23 protein-coding genes are annotated in these 15,696 nt (G+C 69.8%); 8 read left to right on the plus strand and 15 right to left on the minus strand.

Going from position 1 to position 15,696, the window contains the following annotated elements:
* Nucleotides 1–41: 41 nt before the first annotated feature.
* Together QSJ30_RS06595 and QSJ30_RS06600 are read right to left on the minus strand one after the other, a co-directional pair.
* Nucleotides 42–491 (minus strand): GatB/YqeY domain-containing protein, encoded by a 450-nt coding sequence (locus QSJ30_RS06595; protein WP_285607654.1) that lies wholly within the window; start codon nucleotides 489–491, stop codon nucleotides 42–44.
* A gap of 135 nt (nucleotides 492–626) precedes the next feature.
* Nucleotides 627–881: a ferredoxin gene (locus QSJ30_RS06600; protein ID WP_285607655.1), complete on the minus strand. Its 255-nt coding sequence runs from the start codon at nucleotides 879–881 to the stop codon at nucleotides 627–629.
* A gap of 135 nt (nucleotides 882–1,016) precedes the next feature.
* Here QSJ30_RS06600 and QSJ30_RS06605 point away from each other — a divergent pair, with 135 nt between their 5' ends.
* The 4 genes from QSJ30_RS06605 to recR are packed head-to-tail and all read left to right on the plus strand — an operon-like array spanning nucleotide 1,017 to nucleotide 3,406.
* Entirely contained in the window at nucleotides 1,017–1,934 is a 918-nt protein-coding gene (locus QSJ30_RS06605) for a thiamine-phosphate kinase (RefSeq protein WP_285607656.1), read from the plus strand.
* Nucleotides 1,931–2,443 (plus strand): DUF2062 domain-containing protein, encoded by a 513-nt coding sequence (locus QSJ30_RS06610; RefSeq protein WP_285607657.1) that lies wholly within the window; start codon nucleotides 1,931–1,933, stop codon nucleotides 2,441–2,443. Before QSJ30_RS06605 ends, QSJ30_RS06610 begins: the two co-directional genes overlap by 4 nt.
* A gap of 1 nt (nucleotide 2,444) precedes the next feature.
* Nucleotides 2,445–2,747 carry a YbaB/EbfC family nucleoid-associated protein gene (locus QSJ30_RS06615; protein WP_285607658.1) on the plus strand — a complete coding sequence of 101 codons (303 nt, stop codon included), beginning with the start codon at nucleotides 2,445–2,447 and terminating at the stop codon, nucleotides 2,745–2,747.
* A gap of 59 nt (nucleotides 2,748–2,806) precedes the next feature.
* The gene (gene recR / locus QSJ30_RS06620) at nucleotides 2,807–3,406 is read left to right on the plus strand and encodes a recombination mediator RecR (protein ID WP_285607659.1); all 600 of its coding nucleotides are present in this window, start codon (nucleotides 2,807–2,809) and stop codon (nucleotides 3,404–3,406) included.
* Between the two features lie 4 nt (nucleotides 3,407–3,410).
* On the opposite strand, the gene QSJ30_RS06625 is transcribed toward recR, so the two are convergent.
* The 4 genes from QSJ30_RS06625 to QSJ30_RS06640 form a co-directional block, all read right to left on the minus strand.
* Nucleotides 3,411–3,692, minus strand: a complete 282-nt coding sequence (locus QSJ30_RS06625) for a 2Fe-2S iron-sulfur cluster-binding protein (protein ID WP_285607660.1) — start codon at nucleotides 3,690–3,692, stop codon at nucleotides 3,411–3,413.
* Nucleotides 3,693–3,764: 72 nt separating this feature from the next.
* On the minus strand, nucleotides 3,765–4,106 hold the full coding sequence (locus QSJ30_RS06630) for a P-II family nitrogen regulator (RefSeq protein WP_285607661.1): 342 nt from the start codon (nucleotides 4,104–4,106) through the stop codon (nucleotides 3,765–3,767).
* Between the two features lie 19 nt (nucleotides 4,107–4,125).
* Nucleotides 4,126–5,448 carry an ammonium transporter gene (locus QSJ30_RS06635; protein WP_285607662.1) on the minus strand — a complete coding sequence of 441 codons (1,323 nt, stop codon included), beginning with the start codon at nucleotides 5,446–5,448 and terminating at the stop codon, nucleotides 4,126–4,128.
* A 127-nt stretch (nucleotides 5,449–5,575) separates the two neighbouring features.
* On the minus strand, nucleotides 5,576–6,118 hold the full coding sequence (locus QSJ30_RS06640; RefSeq protein ID WP_285607663.1) for a YqgE/AlgH family protein: 543 nt from the start codon (nucleotides 6,116–6,118) through the stop codon (nucleotides 5,576–5,578).
* Nucleotides 6,119–6,149: 31 nt separating this feature from the next.
* Here QSJ30_RS06640 and QSJ30_RS06645 point away from each other — a divergent pair, with 31 nt between their 5' ends.
* The gene (locus QSJ30_RS06645; RefSeq protein ID WP_285607664.1) at nucleotides 6,150–6,890 is read left to right on the plus strand and encodes a hypothetical protein; all 741 of its coding nucleotides are present in this window, start codon (nucleotides 6,150–6,152) and stop codon (nucleotides 6,888–6,890) included.
* Here the strand turns inward: QSJ30_RS06645 and QSJ30_RS06650 are convergent, their stop codons facing one another.
* The 9 genes from QSJ30_RS06650 to QSJ30_RS06690 all read right to left on the minus strand — a co-directional run bounded on the left by QSJ30_RS06650 (nucleotide 6,891) and on the right by QSJ30_RS06690 (nucleotide 13,617).
* Nucleotides 6,891–7,952, minus strand: a complete 1,062-nt coding sequence (locus QSJ30_RS06650) for a PLP-dependent cysteine synthase family protein (RefSeq protein WP_285607666.1) — start codon at nucleotides 7,950–7,952, stop codon at nucleotides 6,891–6,893.
* Nucleotides 7,953–8,039: 87 nt separating this feature from the next.
* Nucleotides 8,040–8,255: a hypothetical protein gene (locus QSJ30_RS06655; RefSeq protein WP_285607668.1), complete on the minus strand. Its 216-nt coding sequence runs from the start codon at nucleotides 8,253–8,255 to the stop codon at nucleotides 8,040–8,042.
* Nucleotides 8,252–8,737: a MogA/MoaB family molybdenum cofactor biosynthesis protein gene (locus tag QSJ30_RS06660; protein ID WP_285607669.1), complete on the minus strand. Its 486-nt coding sequence runs from the start codon at nucleotides 8,735–8,737 to the stop codon at nucleotides 8,252–8,254. The genes QSJ30_RS06655 and QSJ30_RS06660 overlap by 4 nt, the downstream gene beginning before the upstream one ends.
* 2 nt (nucleotides 8,738–8,739) lie before the next feature.
* Nucleotides 8,740–9,237 carry a 5-(carboxyamino)imidazole ribonucleotide mutase gene (gene purE / locus QSJ30_RS06665; protein ID WP_285607671.1) on the minus strand — a complete coding sequence of 166 codons (498 nt, stop codon included), beginning with the start codon at nucleotides 9,235–9,237 and terminating at the stop codon, nucleotides 8,740–8,742.
* A 75-nt stretch (nucleotides 9,238–9,312) separates the two neighbouring features.
* Nucleotides 9,313–9,726 carry a hypothetical protein gene (locus QSJ30_RS06670; RefSeq protein ID WP_285607672.1) on the minus strand — a complete coding sequence of 138 codons (414 nt, stop codon included), beginning with the start codon at nucleotides 9,724–9,726 and terminating at the stop codon, nucleotides 9,313–9,315.
* A gap of 71 nt (nucleotides 9,727–9,797) precedes the next feature.
* Entirely contained in the window at nucleotides 9,798–11,477 is a 1,680-nt protein-coding gene (locus tag QSJ30_RS06675) for an N-acetylmuramoyl-L-alanine amidase family protein (protein WP_285607674.1), read from the minus strand.
* Nucleotides 11,474–12,022, minus strand: a complete 549-nt coding sequence (locus QSJ30_RS06680) for a hypothetical protein (protein ID WP_285607675.1) — start codon at nucleotides 12,020–12,022, stop codon at nucleotides 11,474–11,476. The genes QSJ30_RS06675 and QSJ30_RS06680 overlap by 4 nt, the downstream gene beginning before the upstream one ends.
* The gene (rdgC, locus tag QSJ30_RS06685; protein WP_285607677.1) at nucleotides 12,023–12,634 is read right to left on the minus strand and encodes a recombination-associated protein RdgC; all 612 of its coding nucleotides are present in this window, start codon (nucleotides 12,632–12,634) and stop codon (nucleotides 12,023–12,025) included. It lies immediately after the preceding gene.
* Nucleotides 12,631–13,617 (minus strand): PP2C family protein-serine/threonine phosphatase, encoded by a 987-nt coding sequence (locus QSJ30_RS06690; protein ID WP_285607680.1) that lies wholly within the window; start codon nucleotides 13,615–13,617, stop codon nucleotides 12,631–12,633. Before QSJ30_RS06690 ends, rdgC begins: the two co-directional genes overlap by 4 nt.
* A 21-nt stretch (nucleotides 13,618–13,638) precedes the next feature.
* On the opposite strand from QSJ30_RS06690, the gene QSJ30_RS06695 reads away from it, so the two are divergent.
* From QSJ30_RS06695 to QSJ30_RS06705, 3 genes are read left to right on the plus strand one after another with little or no spacing between them, the layout of a single operon-like run.
* Nucleotides 13,639–14,661, plus strand: coding sequence for an NAD(P)-binding domain-containing protein (locus tag QSJ30_RS06695; RefSeq protein WP_285607682.1), 1,023 nt, complete (start codon nucleotides 13,639–13,641; stop codon nucleotides 14,659–14,661).
* Nucleotides 14,658–15,527, plus strand: a complete 870-nt coding sequence (locus QSJ30_RS06700) for a 3-hydroxyacyl-CoA dehydrogenase family protein (RefSeq protein ID WP_285607684.1) — start codon at nucleotides 14,658–14,660, stop codon at nucleotides 15,525–15,527. The genes QSJ30_RS06695 and QSJ30_RS06700 overlap by 4 nt, the downstream gene beginning before the upstream one ends.
* On the plus strand, nucleotides 15,524–15,676 hold the full coding sequence (locus QSJ30_RS06705) for a hypothetical protein (RefSeq protein ID WP_285607685.1): 153 nt from the start codon (nucleotides 15,524–15,526) through the stop codon (nucleotides 15,674–15,676). The genes QSJ30_RS06700 and QSJ30_RS06705 overlap by 4 nt, the downstream gene beginning before the upstream one ends.
* The last annotated feature ends 20 nt before the right edge of the window (nucleotides 15,677–15,696 follow it).

Here is a 15,696-nt window from a genome sequence, read left to right on the forward strand (position 1 = left end):
GCCCAGGCCAAGCCTGGTCTGCGCGTCCGTGGCTACCGGCGTCACCCCAGCAGGCTCTGCACCAGTGCGCTGGCGGCCTTGCCGTCGAAGGCGCCGCCGTGGGCGGCCTGCAGGGCCTTCATGACCAGGCCCATGTCCTTCTTCGTGGTTGCCCCGCTCTCGGCGATGGCCGCCTTCACGGCCGCCTCCAGAGCCGGCCCCTCGATCATCGCCGGCAGGTAGGGCTTCAGCAGCTCGATCTCCGCCCGCTCCTGGGCCGCCCGGTCCACCTGGCCCACCTTCTCGAACTGGGTGATGCTGTCCTCCCGGGACTTCACCAGGCGCTTCAGCACGGCGAGGGCGTCCGCCTCGGCAAGCGTCCCCTGGGGACCGAGGCCCTTGGCCACCGCCTCGTTCTTGTAGGCGGCCAGGGCCATGCGGAGCACCTGGGTCCGGCCCGCGTCCCGAGCCAGCATGGCGGTTTTCAGATCGGCCTGCAGACGGTTGAGCATCGGGACCTCCGGTAGGACTTCCATGGTGACGCAGTTGGGGCAGTCTCCGGTCCTCAGTCTTCAGTAAACACACGAAGCGGGCGCCTTGCGCCCGCTTCGCTGCAGAGGACTGAAGACTGAGGGCTGACCCCTGTCTCAGGCCTTCTCGAACTTGATGACTTCCACGGGGCAGCCGGCGGCGGCGGCCTCGATGCTGGCTTCCAGGTCGGTGCCGAAGCTGCCGGCGAGGGGGCTTTGCTCGTCGCGGTTCTCGGAATCGACGCCGTCCTCGCGCACGGAGCCGTTGATGTTGCAGCTGGTGTCGGTGACATGGAACACGTCGGGGCACTCGGCTTCGCAGGCATTGCACACGATGCAGCCTTCTTCGATCCACACTTTGGTGATGGCCATGGTCGTCTCCTAAAGGTTCAATTGGGGCCCTGGCGAGGGGCGAACCCAACCAAACTAGCATCGCCGCAGCCCCGGACCAAGCTTCGCCTCGCCATCAGAGGCGTGGGAGACTGGACTTGTGACGGAGGTCCGCCCATGAGCCTGCAGGAGACGGGAATTCTTGCCCGGATCCGGGAGCTGCTGCCCGGAGGCGGCCAGCTTACGGACGACTGCGGCGCCCTGCCCGCGACGCCGACCGGACAGACCCTCCTGGTGACCACGGATCTCATGGAGTCCGGCCAGCACTTCAGCCTCGACTGGCACCCGCCGGACCTGCTGGCCCGGAAGCTGCTGATGGTGAACCTCTCGGATCTGGATGCCTCCGGCGCACGGCCTTTCGGCTACACCCTCACCCTGGCCCTGGGCCCGGAGGTCGATGCCCCCTGGCTCGACAGATTTCTGGCGGGCCTGGCGGCGGCCTCCCGCGAGGCCGGAGTCGTGGTCCTGGGCGGGGACACCGTGGGGCGTCCCTCCGGCCTGGGTCTGGGCCTCACGGCCTTCGGCTTCGCCACCCGCTGGCTGCGGCGGGACGGTCTGCGGCCCGGCGACCGGCTCTTCGTGGACCAGCGTCCCGGCGCCAGCCTGCGGGGCTTGCGGAAGCTCCAGACCGGCCTCAGGTGGGATCCCGCGAGACCTGATGCGGAGCTGGAGGCCCACCTGGCCCCCCGCCCCCGGCTGGGCCTGGGCCTGCTGCTGGCCGGAATCCCCGACATCCACGCCTGCCTCGACCTGTCCGACGGACTCAGCCGGGACCTGCGCAACCTGGCGGAGGCCTCGGGCCTCAGCATCGCGGTGGACCCCGCCCTGGATGAGGATGCCCTGCGCGGAGGCGAGGACTATGCCCGCTGCTTCGGCAGTTCAATGCCCCAGGCCGAGCTGGAGGCCCGGCTCGGCCTGCCCCTCATTCCTGTCGGCGAAGCCCTGCCCCGCGGGGAATCGCCGCTGCTGGCCTATGATGGAAGGTCGCTCCACCCCATGCCCGACCTCAGCTTCGACCACTTCGGATCTTCATGACGCATCATGACAAGACGCACATCTGGGCCCGCACCAAGCGGTTCCTGGCTGATCCGGACCTGGAGCCGCACCACTTGGCCTGGAGCTTCGCCTTGGGCTTCGCCATCGCCTGGAACCCCCTGCTGGGCACCCACACGGGGCTGGTGGTGCTCATCTGCGCCCTGGCGAAGAAGCTGCACCGGCCCCTCACCTTCCTCGGCGCCTTCACCAACAATCCCTGGACCATGGTGCCCATGGCCACGGGCTCCGCCCTGCTCGGCAACATCCTGCTGGGGCGGGGCCTGCACCTGGACCTGAGCGGCGTGGTCTGGAAGAGCATCGGATGGCACAGCGTCAGCACCCGCGCAGGCTTCGAGGCCGCGGCCGCCATGCTCAAGCCCATCCTCGCGCCCTATCTGTTGGGCGGCTTCGTGATGAGTGCCATCGCCCTTCCTGTGGGATATTTTCTGATGTTGCGGCTGGCGCACCGGATGCGCAGCCCGAAGATCCAACCCCCTTCCGGAGACTGACATGGACATGCGCTTCCTCATGAAACAGGCCCAGCAGATGCAGGCGAAGCTGGCGGAAACCCAGGCCAACCTGCGGGTCGAAGGCACCGCCGGTGGCGAGCTGGTGAAGGTCACCCTCAACGGTTCCAAAGAACTGATGGGCATCTCCATCGGCAAGGACGCCATGGATCCCGAGGATCCCTCCATGCTCGAAGACCTGCTGATGGCGGCCTTCCGCGACGCCACCACCAAGGTCGACGAAGCCATGAAGAAGCAGATGGGCGGCATGGGTGCAGGTCTCAACCTGCCTGGCCTCGGGTTGTAGATGACTGCCAGGTGTCAGCTGTGGGCGATCGGCCGTAACGCTGGAGCCGGAGGCCTGCTGTGAAGCTGCCGCCGCCCCTCGAGGCCGTGGTGGAGAGCCTCCAGAAGCTCCCGGGGGTGGGCGCCAAGTCCGCCCAGCGCATGGCCCTGCACTTGCTGAAAGAAGGCCCCGAGGCCATGGCCCACCTGGCCCACCAGCTGCAGCAGGCCGCCGAGAAGGTGGGCTTCTGCCAGGTCTGCGGCGCCTTCACGGACCAGCCCACCTGCCCCATCTGCCTGGATCCGCGGCGGGACCCCGCCAGCCTCGTCATCGTGGCCGAGGCTTCCAACGTGCTCAGCTTCGAGCGCAGCGGCCACTTCCGGGGCCGCTACCACGTGCTGGGCGGCCTCATCTCGCCCCTGCGCGGCGTGGGGCCCGACCAGCTGCGCGTGCGGGAGCTGCTGAAGCGCCTGGAGGACGGCGCCATCCAGGAGATCATCCTGGCCACCAACCCCACCGTCGACGGCGAGGCCACCGCCAGCTGGCTGGCCCGCATCCTCGAGCCCATCGGCGTCCGCACCACCCGCATCGGGCTGGGCCTCCCGATCGGCAGCGACCTCGAATACGCCGACGAGCTCACGCTGGACCGCGCCATGGAAGGGCGGCGGCCAGTCGGTTGAGCGGCTAGTACCGCACGCTCACGTCGCCCCGGGCCCAGGTCTGGCAGGCCAGGCGCTGATCGGGCTTGGCCTTGAGCACGTCCAGCACGCGGGTCTCGCTGATGCCCTTCTCGCTCAGGTGCTCGGCGCCCTCGACCACGGTGATGAGGCAGGTGCCGCAGCGGGCGTGCCCCCCGCAGCGGTGCGGCAGCGGCACTCCCGCCCGGGTGCTGGCGGCCAGCAGGGCCGTCTCCTGCTCGCACTCGGCGGTTCCGGGTTTCTTGCCGTCGAATCGGATGGTGTGCATGCGCTACCCATAAGTCAATAAAGCAAGGGAGATACAGACCGGCTGGCCTGTCCCACTCTATCAGGGAGCGCCTCAGATGGCCTGGCCGCCCCGCTCGCCGGTGCGGATGCGGATGCACTCCTTCAGGTCCTGGACGAAGATCTTCCCATCGCCCACCTCACCGGCGCCGTGGCGCGCCGTGCGGATGATGGTGTCCACGGTGATGTCCTCGAACGCGTCGTTGCAGGCGATGGTGATCTGGATCTTGGGGATCAGGTTGGGCACGATCTTCTTGCCGCGCTGCACCATGATCTCCTGCTGGCGCCCGTGGCCACTGACCCGGCACACGGTGATGCGCTCGATCTCCGCTTCGATCAGGGCTTCGCGGACTTCGTCGAGCTTCTCCTCGGGGATGATGGCGGTGATGAGCTTCATCGGAGCCTCCTGGTTCAGGCTAGTTGAGGTTGTTCAGGCCGTAGGCCCGTTCGCCGTGGATCTCGTGGTCGAGCCCGGTCTTCTCCACCGCCTCCGCCACGCGGAAGCCCACGAGCTTCTCCACCAGGAAGGCGATGAGCAGCGTCATGGCCACGGAGAACGCGATGGTCGCCCCCACCGCGAAGGCCTGGACCTTCAGCTGGGCGAGCAGGCCCCAGCCGGGAACCTTGGCCGCGGCCTCGGCCCACCAGGAGTCCCGGATGAAGAACGTGAGACCGAGCGCCCCGACGATGCCGCCGGTGCCGTGGATGCCGAAGGCGTCCAGGGAGTCGTCATAGCCCAGGCGGTTCTTCAGCATGATCATGCCATAGCAGATGCAGGAGGCGATGGCCCCGAGCACGATGGCCCCGCCCACCTGGACCACGCCGGCCGCGGGCGTGATGACCACCAGGCCCGCCAGGATGCCCGAGGCCATGCCCAGACTGGTGGGCTTGTCCTCGCGGATGATCTCGATGAGCACCCAGGTGAGGGCGCCGGCGGCCGCGGCCACCTGCGTGACCGTGAGGGCCCGGGCCGTCTCCAGGTTCGAGGCGATGGAGGACCCGGCGTTGAAGCCGAACCAGCCCACCCACAGCAGGCCCGCGCCGACGAGCGTGAAGGTCAGGTTGTTGGGGGCCATGGCGGTCTTGGGGTAGCCGTGGCGCGCCCCCAGGAACAGGGCCAGGGCCAGACCCGCCACGCCCGAGGAGATGTGCACCACGGTGCCGCCGGCGAAGTCGATGGCCCCCTTGGCGCCGAGGTTGAAGAAGTAGCCGTCGGAGGCCCACACCCAGTGGCAGAGCGGGCAGTAGACGAAGAGCACCCAGAGCGTGATGAAGGCCACCCAGCCCCGGAAGGAGATCCGCTCGGCCACGGCCCCAGCGATCAACGCCGGCGTGATGATGGCGAACTTGCCCTGGAACATGGCGAAGGCGTACTCGGGCACGCCGGCCGGAAGGATCGTGTGGTCGATGCTGCGCAGGAGCACGAGCCCACGGCTCCAGCCGATGAGGCCCCCCAGGGCGTTGGGCCCGAAGCTGAGGGCGTAGCCCACCACCGTCCAGAGCACGCCCACCACGGCCATGGCCGAGAACGAATGCATCATCGTGCCCAGCACGTTCTTGGTGCGGACCAGGCCGCCATAGAACATGGCCAGCCCCGGCACCATGAGCAGCACCAGCGTGGTGGAGGTCAGCATCCAGGCCGTGGTCCCCGTGTCGTTCACCGGGGCGCTGCCCGCCGCGGCCAGGGGGAGCCCCGCCCCCAGGATGGCGGCGAGACGGACGGGTCGCGACCAGGTCATCGGTTCCTCCGGAGAACGGCGTGGCTTCAGGCTACCCGGCAGTGAACCCGTTTAATGGATCATCCCATTTGTATAAAAATTTCTGATGCCGATATAACGCGCCCTTCAGGCGGAACCCGCGTCCAGCTCACCCGCTGGTCCCGCTGCCCAGGGCCACCTGCCACAGGCCCGTGGGATTGGGGTGCATCAGCCACTCGGAGACCAGGGGCCGCCGGGTCCAGGCTCCGACCTCCATCTCCTGGTCCAGCTGGCCGGGGCTCCAGCCCGCGTAGCCCAGGAAGAGCCGGTAGCGGGCGGAAGGGTCCGCCAGCAGGGCCTCCAGGAGGTCCTTGCGGTGGCTCACGAAGTGGGTGAGGTCCACCACGGTGTCCTCCTCTTCCGGCAGACCGCCCTGCACCAGGAGGATGCCCCGCTGGGGATCCACGGGGCCGCCGCGCCAGGCGGTCGCCTCCTCGGAGCCCTGATAGGCCAGGCCACCTTCCTCGCTGACCTGGGTCAGCGGCAGCGGCAGCGGCCGGTTGAGGATCAGCCCCAGGGCCCCCTCCTCGTCGTGTTCGACGATCAGCACCACCGCGTGGAGGAAGTTGGGGTCCAGGAGCGAGGGGCTGGCCACCAGGAGGCAGGGGGCTTCGGGCGTCATGATGCCGATGATGATAGCCCAGCGGTCCATGCGGAGAGGGCGCTCAGGCTAGGCTGGAGGGATGCGTACGCCACTGCCTTCCCACCTGGGCGCCCTCCGCGAGGGGCTCGCCTTCCTGCGCTGCCATCCCCTGCTCAGCTTCGGGCTGGCCCTGCTGGCCATGGTCCTGGCCCAGCTGGGACCGGCCCTGGAGCTGGCGGCGAAGGTGGGCCCCAGCCTCCTGATCCAGCCCATCTTCGGCTTCGCGGGCCTGCTGCCGCTGGAGATGTACTTCATCCCCAGGCTGCAGGCACAGCTGGACGCGGAGCTGCGCGACGCTCCGGCCAATCCCACGGCGTCCTGGCCCGCGGTCTTCGATGGCCGCTGGCTGAAGGCCTTCCTCCTCCGCCTGGGCCTCAGCGTCGCCATCGGCCTGGGCCTGTTCTGCTTCCTGGTCCCTGGGATCCTGCTCCTCACCCTCTTCGGGTGGGCGCCCATGCGGATGCTGCTCCGGGGGGACTCCGCGCTCGACTCCCTGCGCTGGAGCCAGGCCGCCATGGCCCGCCACTGGCCCCGGATCGTCCAGGCGGTGCTGGCCATGCTGCTGGTGGCCCTGGTCTACCAGATCGCCGCGGGCTGGGCCCTGGACCGCCTCCTCCCCGCCACCGACCCCGATCTCGGCCCCAGCGCCCTGCTCCGCCTGAAGCACCCCGCCCTCTGGGTCTTCAACCTGCTGGGCGGCGCCATGAACCTGTGGCTCAGCTGCTCCCTGCTGGCGCTGTACCACCGGCTGGAGGCCGCCCTCCAGCAGCCTGTGGCCTGATCAGCAGCCGCAGTCCCGGACCTTTCCCCCGGCCTGGATGCAGATCCCGCAGACCCGGATGGCCTGCCCGATCCCGACCAGCTCCACCTCGGGGCTGAGGAAGCCCGCCTTGGCCGGCTCCTCCCGCATCAGGTCGGTGGAGAGGTACTTCTTGTTGCTGTCGCTGAAGACCGTCACCACCACCGCATCGCTCCCGAGCCGGTCCTGGGCCTGGAGGGCCGCCAGGAAGTTCGCCCCGCTGCTGATGCCCACGCCCAGGCCCCGGTCCGCCAGCTTCTGGGCCATGAGGATGGCGTCGCCATCATCCACGGAGAGGATGTCATCCAGCTGGTCGAGCTTCACGATGGCGGGGATGAACTCGTCGGAGATGCCCTGGATGCGGTGCTTTCCGACCTTGTGGCCCGTGTGCAGGGTGGGCGAATTGGACGGCTCCACGGGATGGACCCGGATGCCCGGATCCACGCCCTTGAGGAAGCTCCCGACGCCCATCACCGTGCCGCCGGTGCCCACGCCCGCCACGAAGGCGCCGGGCTTCAGGCCCACGGAGGCCAGCTGGGCCAGGATCTCCGGACCGGTGGTGGTGGCATGGGCCTCCACGTTGGCCTCGTTGGCGAACTGGCAGGGCAGGAAGGCGCCCGGCGTCTCCCTGGCCCAGGCCTCGCTGAGGCGGATGGAGCCCAGGAAGCCGCCCTCGGCCGCGCTCACCAGGCGGATCCGGGCGCCGAAGGAGCGGATCAGGTCCTTGCGCTCCTGGCTCATCCAGTCGGGCATGAAGATGGTCACGGGATGGCCCAGCGCGCGCCCCAGGGCCGCGAAGGAGATGCCCGTGTTGCCGCTGGTGGCCTCGGCGATGGGCGCTCCGGGCTTGAGCAGGCCCGTGTCGTGGGCCTTCCGGAGGATGTGCAGGGCCATGCGGTCCTTGATGCTGCCCGTGAAGTTGAAGTTCTCCGCCTTGGCGTAGATCCGCCGGGCCTCACCCCGGAACCGGACGTCCAGCGCCAGGAGGGGCGTGCAGCCCACCAGGCGGCCCAGGGTGTGGAGAGACTGCTGGAGCTCGGTCATGCCGGAGGCCTCGTCAGGAAAGCAGCTTCAACCATCGCATGACGAGGGCCCTGCCCGCCCAAAAGCGTGACCCAGCGCAAAGGGTCCTTACGCTTCGTCAATGAAGTAGCCCGGGTCCTCCACCTCCACCAGGTCGCCCGCTTCGAGGCCCCGCCGCTGCTCGGCGCTGAGGACCACCTCCTGCCAGCGGGGATCCGTGCGGGCATGGAGGAAGTGGGCCGAGGGCTCGGCCGCTTCGAAGTCCTCGCGCCGGCGCCAGAGGTGCACCCAGCCCACGTGGTTGATGCGGGCCCAGACCTTCACGTGCAGGGCCCTCCGGCCGCGCCTTCCTTCCGCAGCACGGAGACGGCGTGCTGAAGCAGGGGCCAGGCCAGCTGGATCTGCTCCAGGGCCGCCGCGGGCCGTCCCGACAGGTTCAGGATCACCGTCCGCCCCGCGATGCCGCAGACGGCCCGGCTGGCGAAGGCCAGGGGATGGCCGCCCTTGGCGCGGATCAGCTCGCAGATGCCCGGCGCCTCGCGCTCCATGATGCGGCGCGTGGCCTCCGGCGTGGTGTCCCGGGGGCCGAAGCCCGTGCCGCCGCAGGTCAGCACCAGGGGCGCATCCGAGGCCACGGCGGCCCTCATATCCGCCTCCAGGGCCGCCGGGTCGTCCGGCATCAGCGAGGCCGTCACGACCTTCACCCCCTGCCCCTTGAGCCACGAGGTCAGCAGCGGCGTGGACTGGTCCTGGTACTCGCCCCGGGAGGCGCGGTCGGACAGGGTGATGAGGTGGACGCGGTCCATGGTCAGGGCATCACGAGATCATCATCGGCCAGGGCCTTTTCCGTCTGCGCCTGGCGGTAGGCCAGGTAGCGCTCGCGGATGCCGGCATCCGTGAGCGAGAGGATCGACGTGGCCAGCAGCGCCGCATTGATGGCGCCGGCCTTGCCGATGGCGAGGGTGCCCACGGGAATGCCCGACGGCATCTGCACCGTGGAGAGCAGCGCGTCCATGCCCTCCGTGGCCCAGCCCTTCATGGGCACACCCAGCACCGGCAGGTGCGTCTTGCTGGCGCAGACGCCCGCCAGGTGCGCAGCCCCGCCCGCCGCCGCGATGATCACCCTCAGGCCCCGGCCCTCGGCCTCCTTGCAGAACGCCACCACCTTCTCCGGCGTGCGGTGCGCGCTGGCCACATGGGCCTCAAAGGGAACGCCCAGGCTCTTCAGGGTGAGGGCCGTGTGTTGCATGGTCTCCCAGTCGTTCTTGGAGCCCATCAGGATGCCCACCAGGGGAGTCGTCGTCATGGATGCCTCTCAATCGCCGGGGGCCAAGGGGGCCGCCTCGGGAAGGGCCATTCTAGCGGAGGTCGCTGGTGCCTCCTACCACCGCGTCCATCCCAGCACCCACAGGACGCCCAGCACGGCCAGGGCGTCGCGGTCATCGGGGTCCATGCGCTGGTTGCGGTCGCGGAGCTCTTCGGGGCCGGGCCCGCGCATGACGACGCGGTGGGTGTCCTGAGCAGGATCCTCCAGCAGCACCCAGTCGGGGGCTGTGCGACCCACGACGGCGGCGCCGATCCTGGGCGCGCCGGACTTCCAGCGGACCTCCAGGGGCTCCCACTGCCCGGCGTTCATCACCCGCCATGGCCCCTCGGCCGGTAGCGCGGCCAGGTCCAGCACCGCATCCCGGTCCAGGTAGCGCACGATGAGCCGCGCCTGGGGCGGAACCGTGGCTTCCGGCTTCCGGCAGCCAAACCCGATGAGCAGGACCAGCGCCACCAGCAGCAGTCGCATCCGACCCTCCGCTTCCATTCTCACCCTTTTCCCGACGGCACCAAGGGCACCTTTGCGCCGCCGTACGGACCCTATCGCCGGTAGTACGCCCGGATCGCGTTCACCACCGCCACGGCGTAGCGCTCGCGGAAGTCGGGATCGCGCAGGTTGGCGGCGTCGTTCTCGTTGGTGAGGTTGGCCACTTCGATGAGGGCCTTGGTGGCGCCGGTGCTGTAGCGGATGACCGCGGGAACCCACTTCCCATGGCCGCGGTAGATGACGTTGCGGATGGGGCGGTTGGCGTGGACGGGGATGTTGTCCTTCTGGAGGGCCTTCAGCAGGGCCTCGGAGAACTGGCGGCTGCGGGCCTCGCCCTGCAGCTTCTCCCGGCCCGTGAAGGCCACCCGGCTGGAGCGCTTCGCCTCGGTCACATGGCCGGTCTTGGCTCCGCCCAGGGCGAAGGTCGAGGGCACCAGGGCCGCCCCGGGCACGTAGACCATCGAGCCCCGCGCGGAGGGGTGCAGGCTGTCGGCATGGAAGCTGAGGAAGAGTGTTTTCTGGGCATCCCCGCGGGTCTTCCGGAAGGCTGCGAAGAGGTCGTTGGCCAGCACCCAGCGCAGGTGGACGCTCACGGCCGACGGGCTCTCGCCATCCACGGCGAAGGGCGGGCTGGTGAGGATCTCCGCGGCGCGGCTGGGCGTCCGGATGGCCTCGCGGCTCTGGAAGCCCAGCGCGGGGTAGCGGATGGTGCTGCTCACCTGGGCGTCGGTCTCCTGCTCGAGGAGGCGGCGCACGCGCATGGTGATGTCGTAGACGAAGTCGGATTCCCAGAGGCCGTTGGCCCGGGCGCCGGGGTCCACGCCGCCATGACCGGCGTCCAGGATGATCCGCACGCCCTTCAGCTTCGGCCCTGCCTCCACCCGCGTCGTGCGGCGCACTTCGGCCCGGACCTCGCGCTCCTCGGCCAGGCCCGTGCTGCCCTCGGACTGGAAGGGATCCGCCAGGAAGGCCACGGGGATCTTGACGAGCTGGCCCGGCTGGATGCCGCGCACATCGGCGATGCCGCTGCGCTGGGCGATGAGTTCCGCCAGCTCGTTCACGCCCTTGGGATCCACCCGGTCGGTGTAGCGGATGACCACGCTCGAGTACAGCGCCTCACCCTTGCGCATGCGATAGGCGGCGAACTTGCCCTGGGCGTCCTCGCCGAAGGAGAGCAGCCCGCGATAGGCCGCCACGCGGGCCTCGTCGTCCAGCTCGTCCTCGGGCTGGGAGCGGTCGGGCCCCTTGCCGAGGCCGCCGAGATCCGCCGAGAGCAGGCTGCGGGGGATCCGCCAGACGTCGCCCTCGCGCAGTTTCTCGGGCAGCTCCGGGTTCTCGGCCATGAGGCGGTCGTAGTTCTGCCCGTGGCCGGTGAACAGCGCGGCCAGCGTCCACACGGATTCCACCTCGGGATGGCTGATCCGGTGGCGGACCTCCTCCTGGCGCCACTGGTCCTCGGGGAACAGGGCCGCGAGAGCCCAGCGCTTGCCCTGGGGGCTGAGGCCCTCGAAGGGAACCCAGCCGCTGGCATCGGCGCCCTTGGCCAGGAAGGCCTTCGGCAGCGCCTTCCCTTCGGTGCTGAGTCCCTTCCGGAACTGGAGCCGGAGGAGGATGGCCCGGCCTTCGGGCGTGCGGGCCTGGGCCAGCACGGGGGCGGGTTCCTGCGCCACGGCGATCACCGCGGGCAGCAGGACGGCGGCGTGTCTCAGGCCTGCCGACCAGCGGAGGCTCACGCCTCCCACGGCGCCTCGCCCGCGGGCAGCGCCTCACCCGTACGCCCCGCCCGGACCCATGCGCGCATGGATTCCTCGAGGCCGCCGGGATCTTCAGAGCGGGCCTGCAGGAAGACCTTCAGGCGCCGCTCCAGGTGGCCCGCGCCCTCCTCCAGCAGGAAGAGCCGGTCGTGGAGGCGTTCGTGGGGCGCCTTGCCGGTGCTGGGCGGCAGCTTGAGCGTGCCCATGTCCAGGGTGGCGGCGTTGAGGGTGAACACCCATTCCAGGTCGCCAGAGAGGATGCGGAGCTTCATCTTCGCGGGTCGCATGCCGCGGCCGAGGGACTCGAAGGCCTCGCGGCTCTCCGCGGGGTTGCCCTTGCGGAGGCTGATCTCCTTCACCTCGCCGCGCTCGGAGGCCAGCTGGATGGCGTCGTCCACGAAGCAGCCGGACCCGTCGCCCTCCTCGCCGCTGGCGCCCCCTTCCGTCATGCTGCGCATCCAGAGCCAGAGAAGGAACTCCTCGCCGAGGAAGCGGCCCTGCTCCATGAGTTCAAGCGGCTTCACCTAGGCCTCCTCGAGTTCGAGATCCAGCGGATCCAGGGCCATCAGGCCCTCCACGGACAATCCGGGATTGAGCCGGCCCGCCAGCACCAGGGGCGCCAGGGGATGGATCTCGCAGCCGAAGGACTTGATGAACAGGGTCGAGAGCGCACCCTGGGCCTTGCTGGAGGAAGCCGTGGTCCAGAGGATGCCGCCCTTGAGATCCCAGGCCACCTCCACCACCCGCGGCGTCGGCAGCACTTTGCGCAAGAGCTCCAGCTTCACTTCGTCCTGAAGGGAAATGCGGGCCTCCTTGCCGATGAAGGCCAGGTCCTTCTCCTTGAGCAGGCTCTGCAGCCGCAGGTCCATGTGGGCCTTGAGCAGGGCCGGCGGCACGCGGCGCGTGTCGATGCGGAGGCCGAAGACGGCGAAGCGCTCCTGCCCGACCCAGTCCTCGTCGGGCGGCGTGATGAGCGGGTTGCGCCAGTCGCACCAGCCCATGCGCTCCTCCTCCATCCCGTCCTGGAAGGGGCGGAACTGGTCCTGCTCCAGGCCGGCCTGGAGGTCCTTGGGATCCGGCACAGGGCCGAGCACCAGGAAGCGTTTGAGGGACACGGTCCCCTGAAGGATGCTCATGAGGCGGTGCCTCCGAAAAGTCCCCGCAGCCGGCCCCAGAAGCCGCGGCCAGGGCCCCGGGAATCCGGGTGCAGGAGGTCCAGAGGTTCTCCTGGGGTGGGCAGGGGCAGGGCGGGATCGTTGAGAACCAGGACCACGCCGGTGACGTTGTCCCGGGCGCCCCGGACGATGGCCTCGTCCAGCAGCAGCTCCAGGCTGCGCCGGGGGCTGAGGTTCTGCTTCAGCACGTCCTGGATGTGGCCGTCCCCCACTTCGCCGTGGAGGCCGTCGGAACAGCACAGGAGGCGGTCCCCCCGGCGCAGGGCCAGGCGGGAGAGCGCCACCTTCAGCGGCTGGGGCGAACCGAGCGCCTGGGTGATCATGTTGCGCTGGGGATGGGTGCGCGCCTGTTCCCGGGTGAGCGAGCCCTGGGCCACCAGATCGTTCACCAGCGTCTGGTCCTCGGTGAGCTGATGCAGGGCGCCCTGGCGCAGCAGGTAGGCCCGGGAATCGCCAATCTGGGCCACATAGGCATGGCCGTTCCAGATGACCGCCGCCGTCAGGGTCGATCCCATGCCCCGGGCCGTGCGGTCGTCGTCGGAATAGCGCAGCACGGCGTCGCTGGCCTCCCGCACGGCGGCTTCCAGCGCCTTGATGAGGTCAGCCTCGCGGCCCTTGCCCGGTGCCAGGCGCCCCCAGTGGCCGAAGAGGTACAGGGCGACGGCGGCCAGGCCCTCGCGGCTGGCCACCTCCCCCGCGGCGGCCCCGCCCATGCCATCGGCCACCGCCACGAGCAGACCCGGCTCGCCCACCTTCAGCGAGCTGGCCGGGGCGTTGATGATGGGCTCTTCGCCGTCCAGCACGCTCAGCAGGTAGGCATCTTCGTTGTTCCTCCGGACTTTGCCCGGATGGGTGATCGCGGCGAAATCGATGAGCATGAGGAAGTGGCGACCCTGGCGGGCTGTGGGTTCGGGAAGGTACGAATGGCCCTTTCCGTTCATCATAGCGGGTGGAGGGGCGAAACAATGGCCGAAGCAGCTGGAGACCCGGATCTTCTGGACCTGTTGATCGTGGGGGCGGGACCGGCGGGGATCGCCACGGCCGTGGAGGCCCGCCGGGCGGGCATCCGGCGCATCCTGCTGCTGGAAAAGGGGCCCAGCCACAGTTTCTCCATCGAGAAGCTCTACACGCCCGGCAAGCGGGTGGACAAGGTCTACCTGGGCCAGCAGGTGGAATGCGAAGGCTCGGTCTGCATCGTCGATGGCAACCGGGAGACCGTGCTGGCGACCCTCGATGGGTTCGTGCGGGAGTATGGCCTGGAGATCCGCAGCCACACCGAGGTCAGCCGCATCACGCCCCTGGAGGGGGGCGGCTTCGAGGCCATGGACGCCCAGGGAACCTCCTATCACGCGCGAACGGTGGTGATCGCCATCGGGGTGTTCGGGCGACCCAACAAGCCCGACTATCCCCTGCCCGCCACCCTCAAGGGCCATGTCCGCTTCGATCTCACCGAGGACGTCCCTGCTGGCGAGAGCGTGCTCGTGGTCGGCGGGGGCAACACGGCTCTGGAATACGTGGAATACCTCTACCCGGGACGCGCCGTCACCCTGGCCTACCGCGGCGCCGAGTTCGCCAAGGCCAACGAGGTGAACCGCCGGATCCTCCAGGATCTGGAAGCCTCCGGCCAGGCCACGGTCTGGCGCAACGCGGATATCGCCTCGCTCCGGGACGCCGGGGAGGCCCCGCGGATCGAGGCCGTCTTCAAGGACGGCCGGACGGCGCGCTTCGATCACGTGGTGTACGCCCTGGGCGGCGCCACCCCGGAGGGCTTCCTGCGCCAGGCGGGCGTGGAGCTGGACGGCAAGCATCCCCGGGTGGACCACCGGTTCCACTCCACCGTGCCGGGCCTCTTCCTGGCCGGTGATCTGGTGGCGGGCGGCAAGGGCTCCATCGTCAAGGCGTTCAACACGGGGCGGGCCGTGGTGTGGGAGGGGCTGTGCCAGGACCACCTGGAATGCCGGATCCCGGATGCCGGGGACCAGCCTTGACCGGCGCCCTGGCCATCCTGGGCCCCGGCAGCCTCGGCCTCTCGGCCGCCCAGTGGGCCGCGGAATGCGGGCTGGAGGTGCGCCTGCTCGGCCGCGATCCGGACCACGCCCGGCAGGGGCTCCGGGAAGTGGAACGGCGCTGGGAGACCGCTCAGCAGAAGGGCGATCTGGCTCCCGAGGCCCGCGAGCGGGCCCTCCGGAGGCTCCGGCCACACGGCTTCGGTCCCGAGGCCCTGGAGGGCGTATCCCTCCTCCTGGAGGCCCTTCCGGAGGATCCGGGCCTGAAGGCCGATGCCCTGGCTGCCGCCGCAGGCTGGGGCGGGAGGGAACTCCTGCTGCTTTCGGGCACGTCAGCCCTGCCCATCTCCGGCCTGGCCGAGGCCGCCGGGCTCCGGCAGCGCCTCCTGGGGTTCCACCTCTTCGTGCCGGTGCCCCGGATGGCGGTGGTGGAGGTCGCCGTCCCCACTGGCACTCCGGAGGCCTGGACCGATCGGGCCCGGGCCTTCGGGGCGGCCCTGCGCAAGCGGGTGGTGGTCGTGAAGGACCAGCCCGGTTTCGCCGCGGCCCGCATGGCCCTGGCCCAGGGCCTCGAGGCCATGCGGCTGCTGGAAGCGGGTGGCCCCTCGGCGGAGGACCTGGACGCCCTCATGACCCTTGGCTATGGCCACCCCGTGGGCCCCCTGGAGCTGTCGGACCGCGTCGGCCTCGACCTTCGCCTGCGCATCGCCGAGGGCCTCTTCCGGGCCACCGGGGATTCCCACTTCGAGCCCCCGGCCCTGCTCCGGGACCTGGTGGCCCGGGGGGACACGGGGAGGAAGGCCCGGAGGGGTTTCTACTGCTGGGACTCAGACGGGAGGCGCCTGTGAGCACCACCATCCTCGTGGCCGGAGGCCTCGCCCTCCTGTTCGTGATCTACGTCGCATATCGGATCGGCAAGGTGCTGCTGCGGGTCTTCGTGGGTCTCGCGGTGCTGGCTCTGGTAAGCTGGGGGCTCTGGAAACTGTTCCATTCCTGACTCTCTAGCCTCCCGAGGAG

It is taken from the genome of Geothrix edaphica (assembly GCF_030268045.1).
Lineage (GTDB): Bacteria > Acidobacteriota > Holophagae > Holophagales > Holophagaceae > Geothrix > Geothrix edaphica.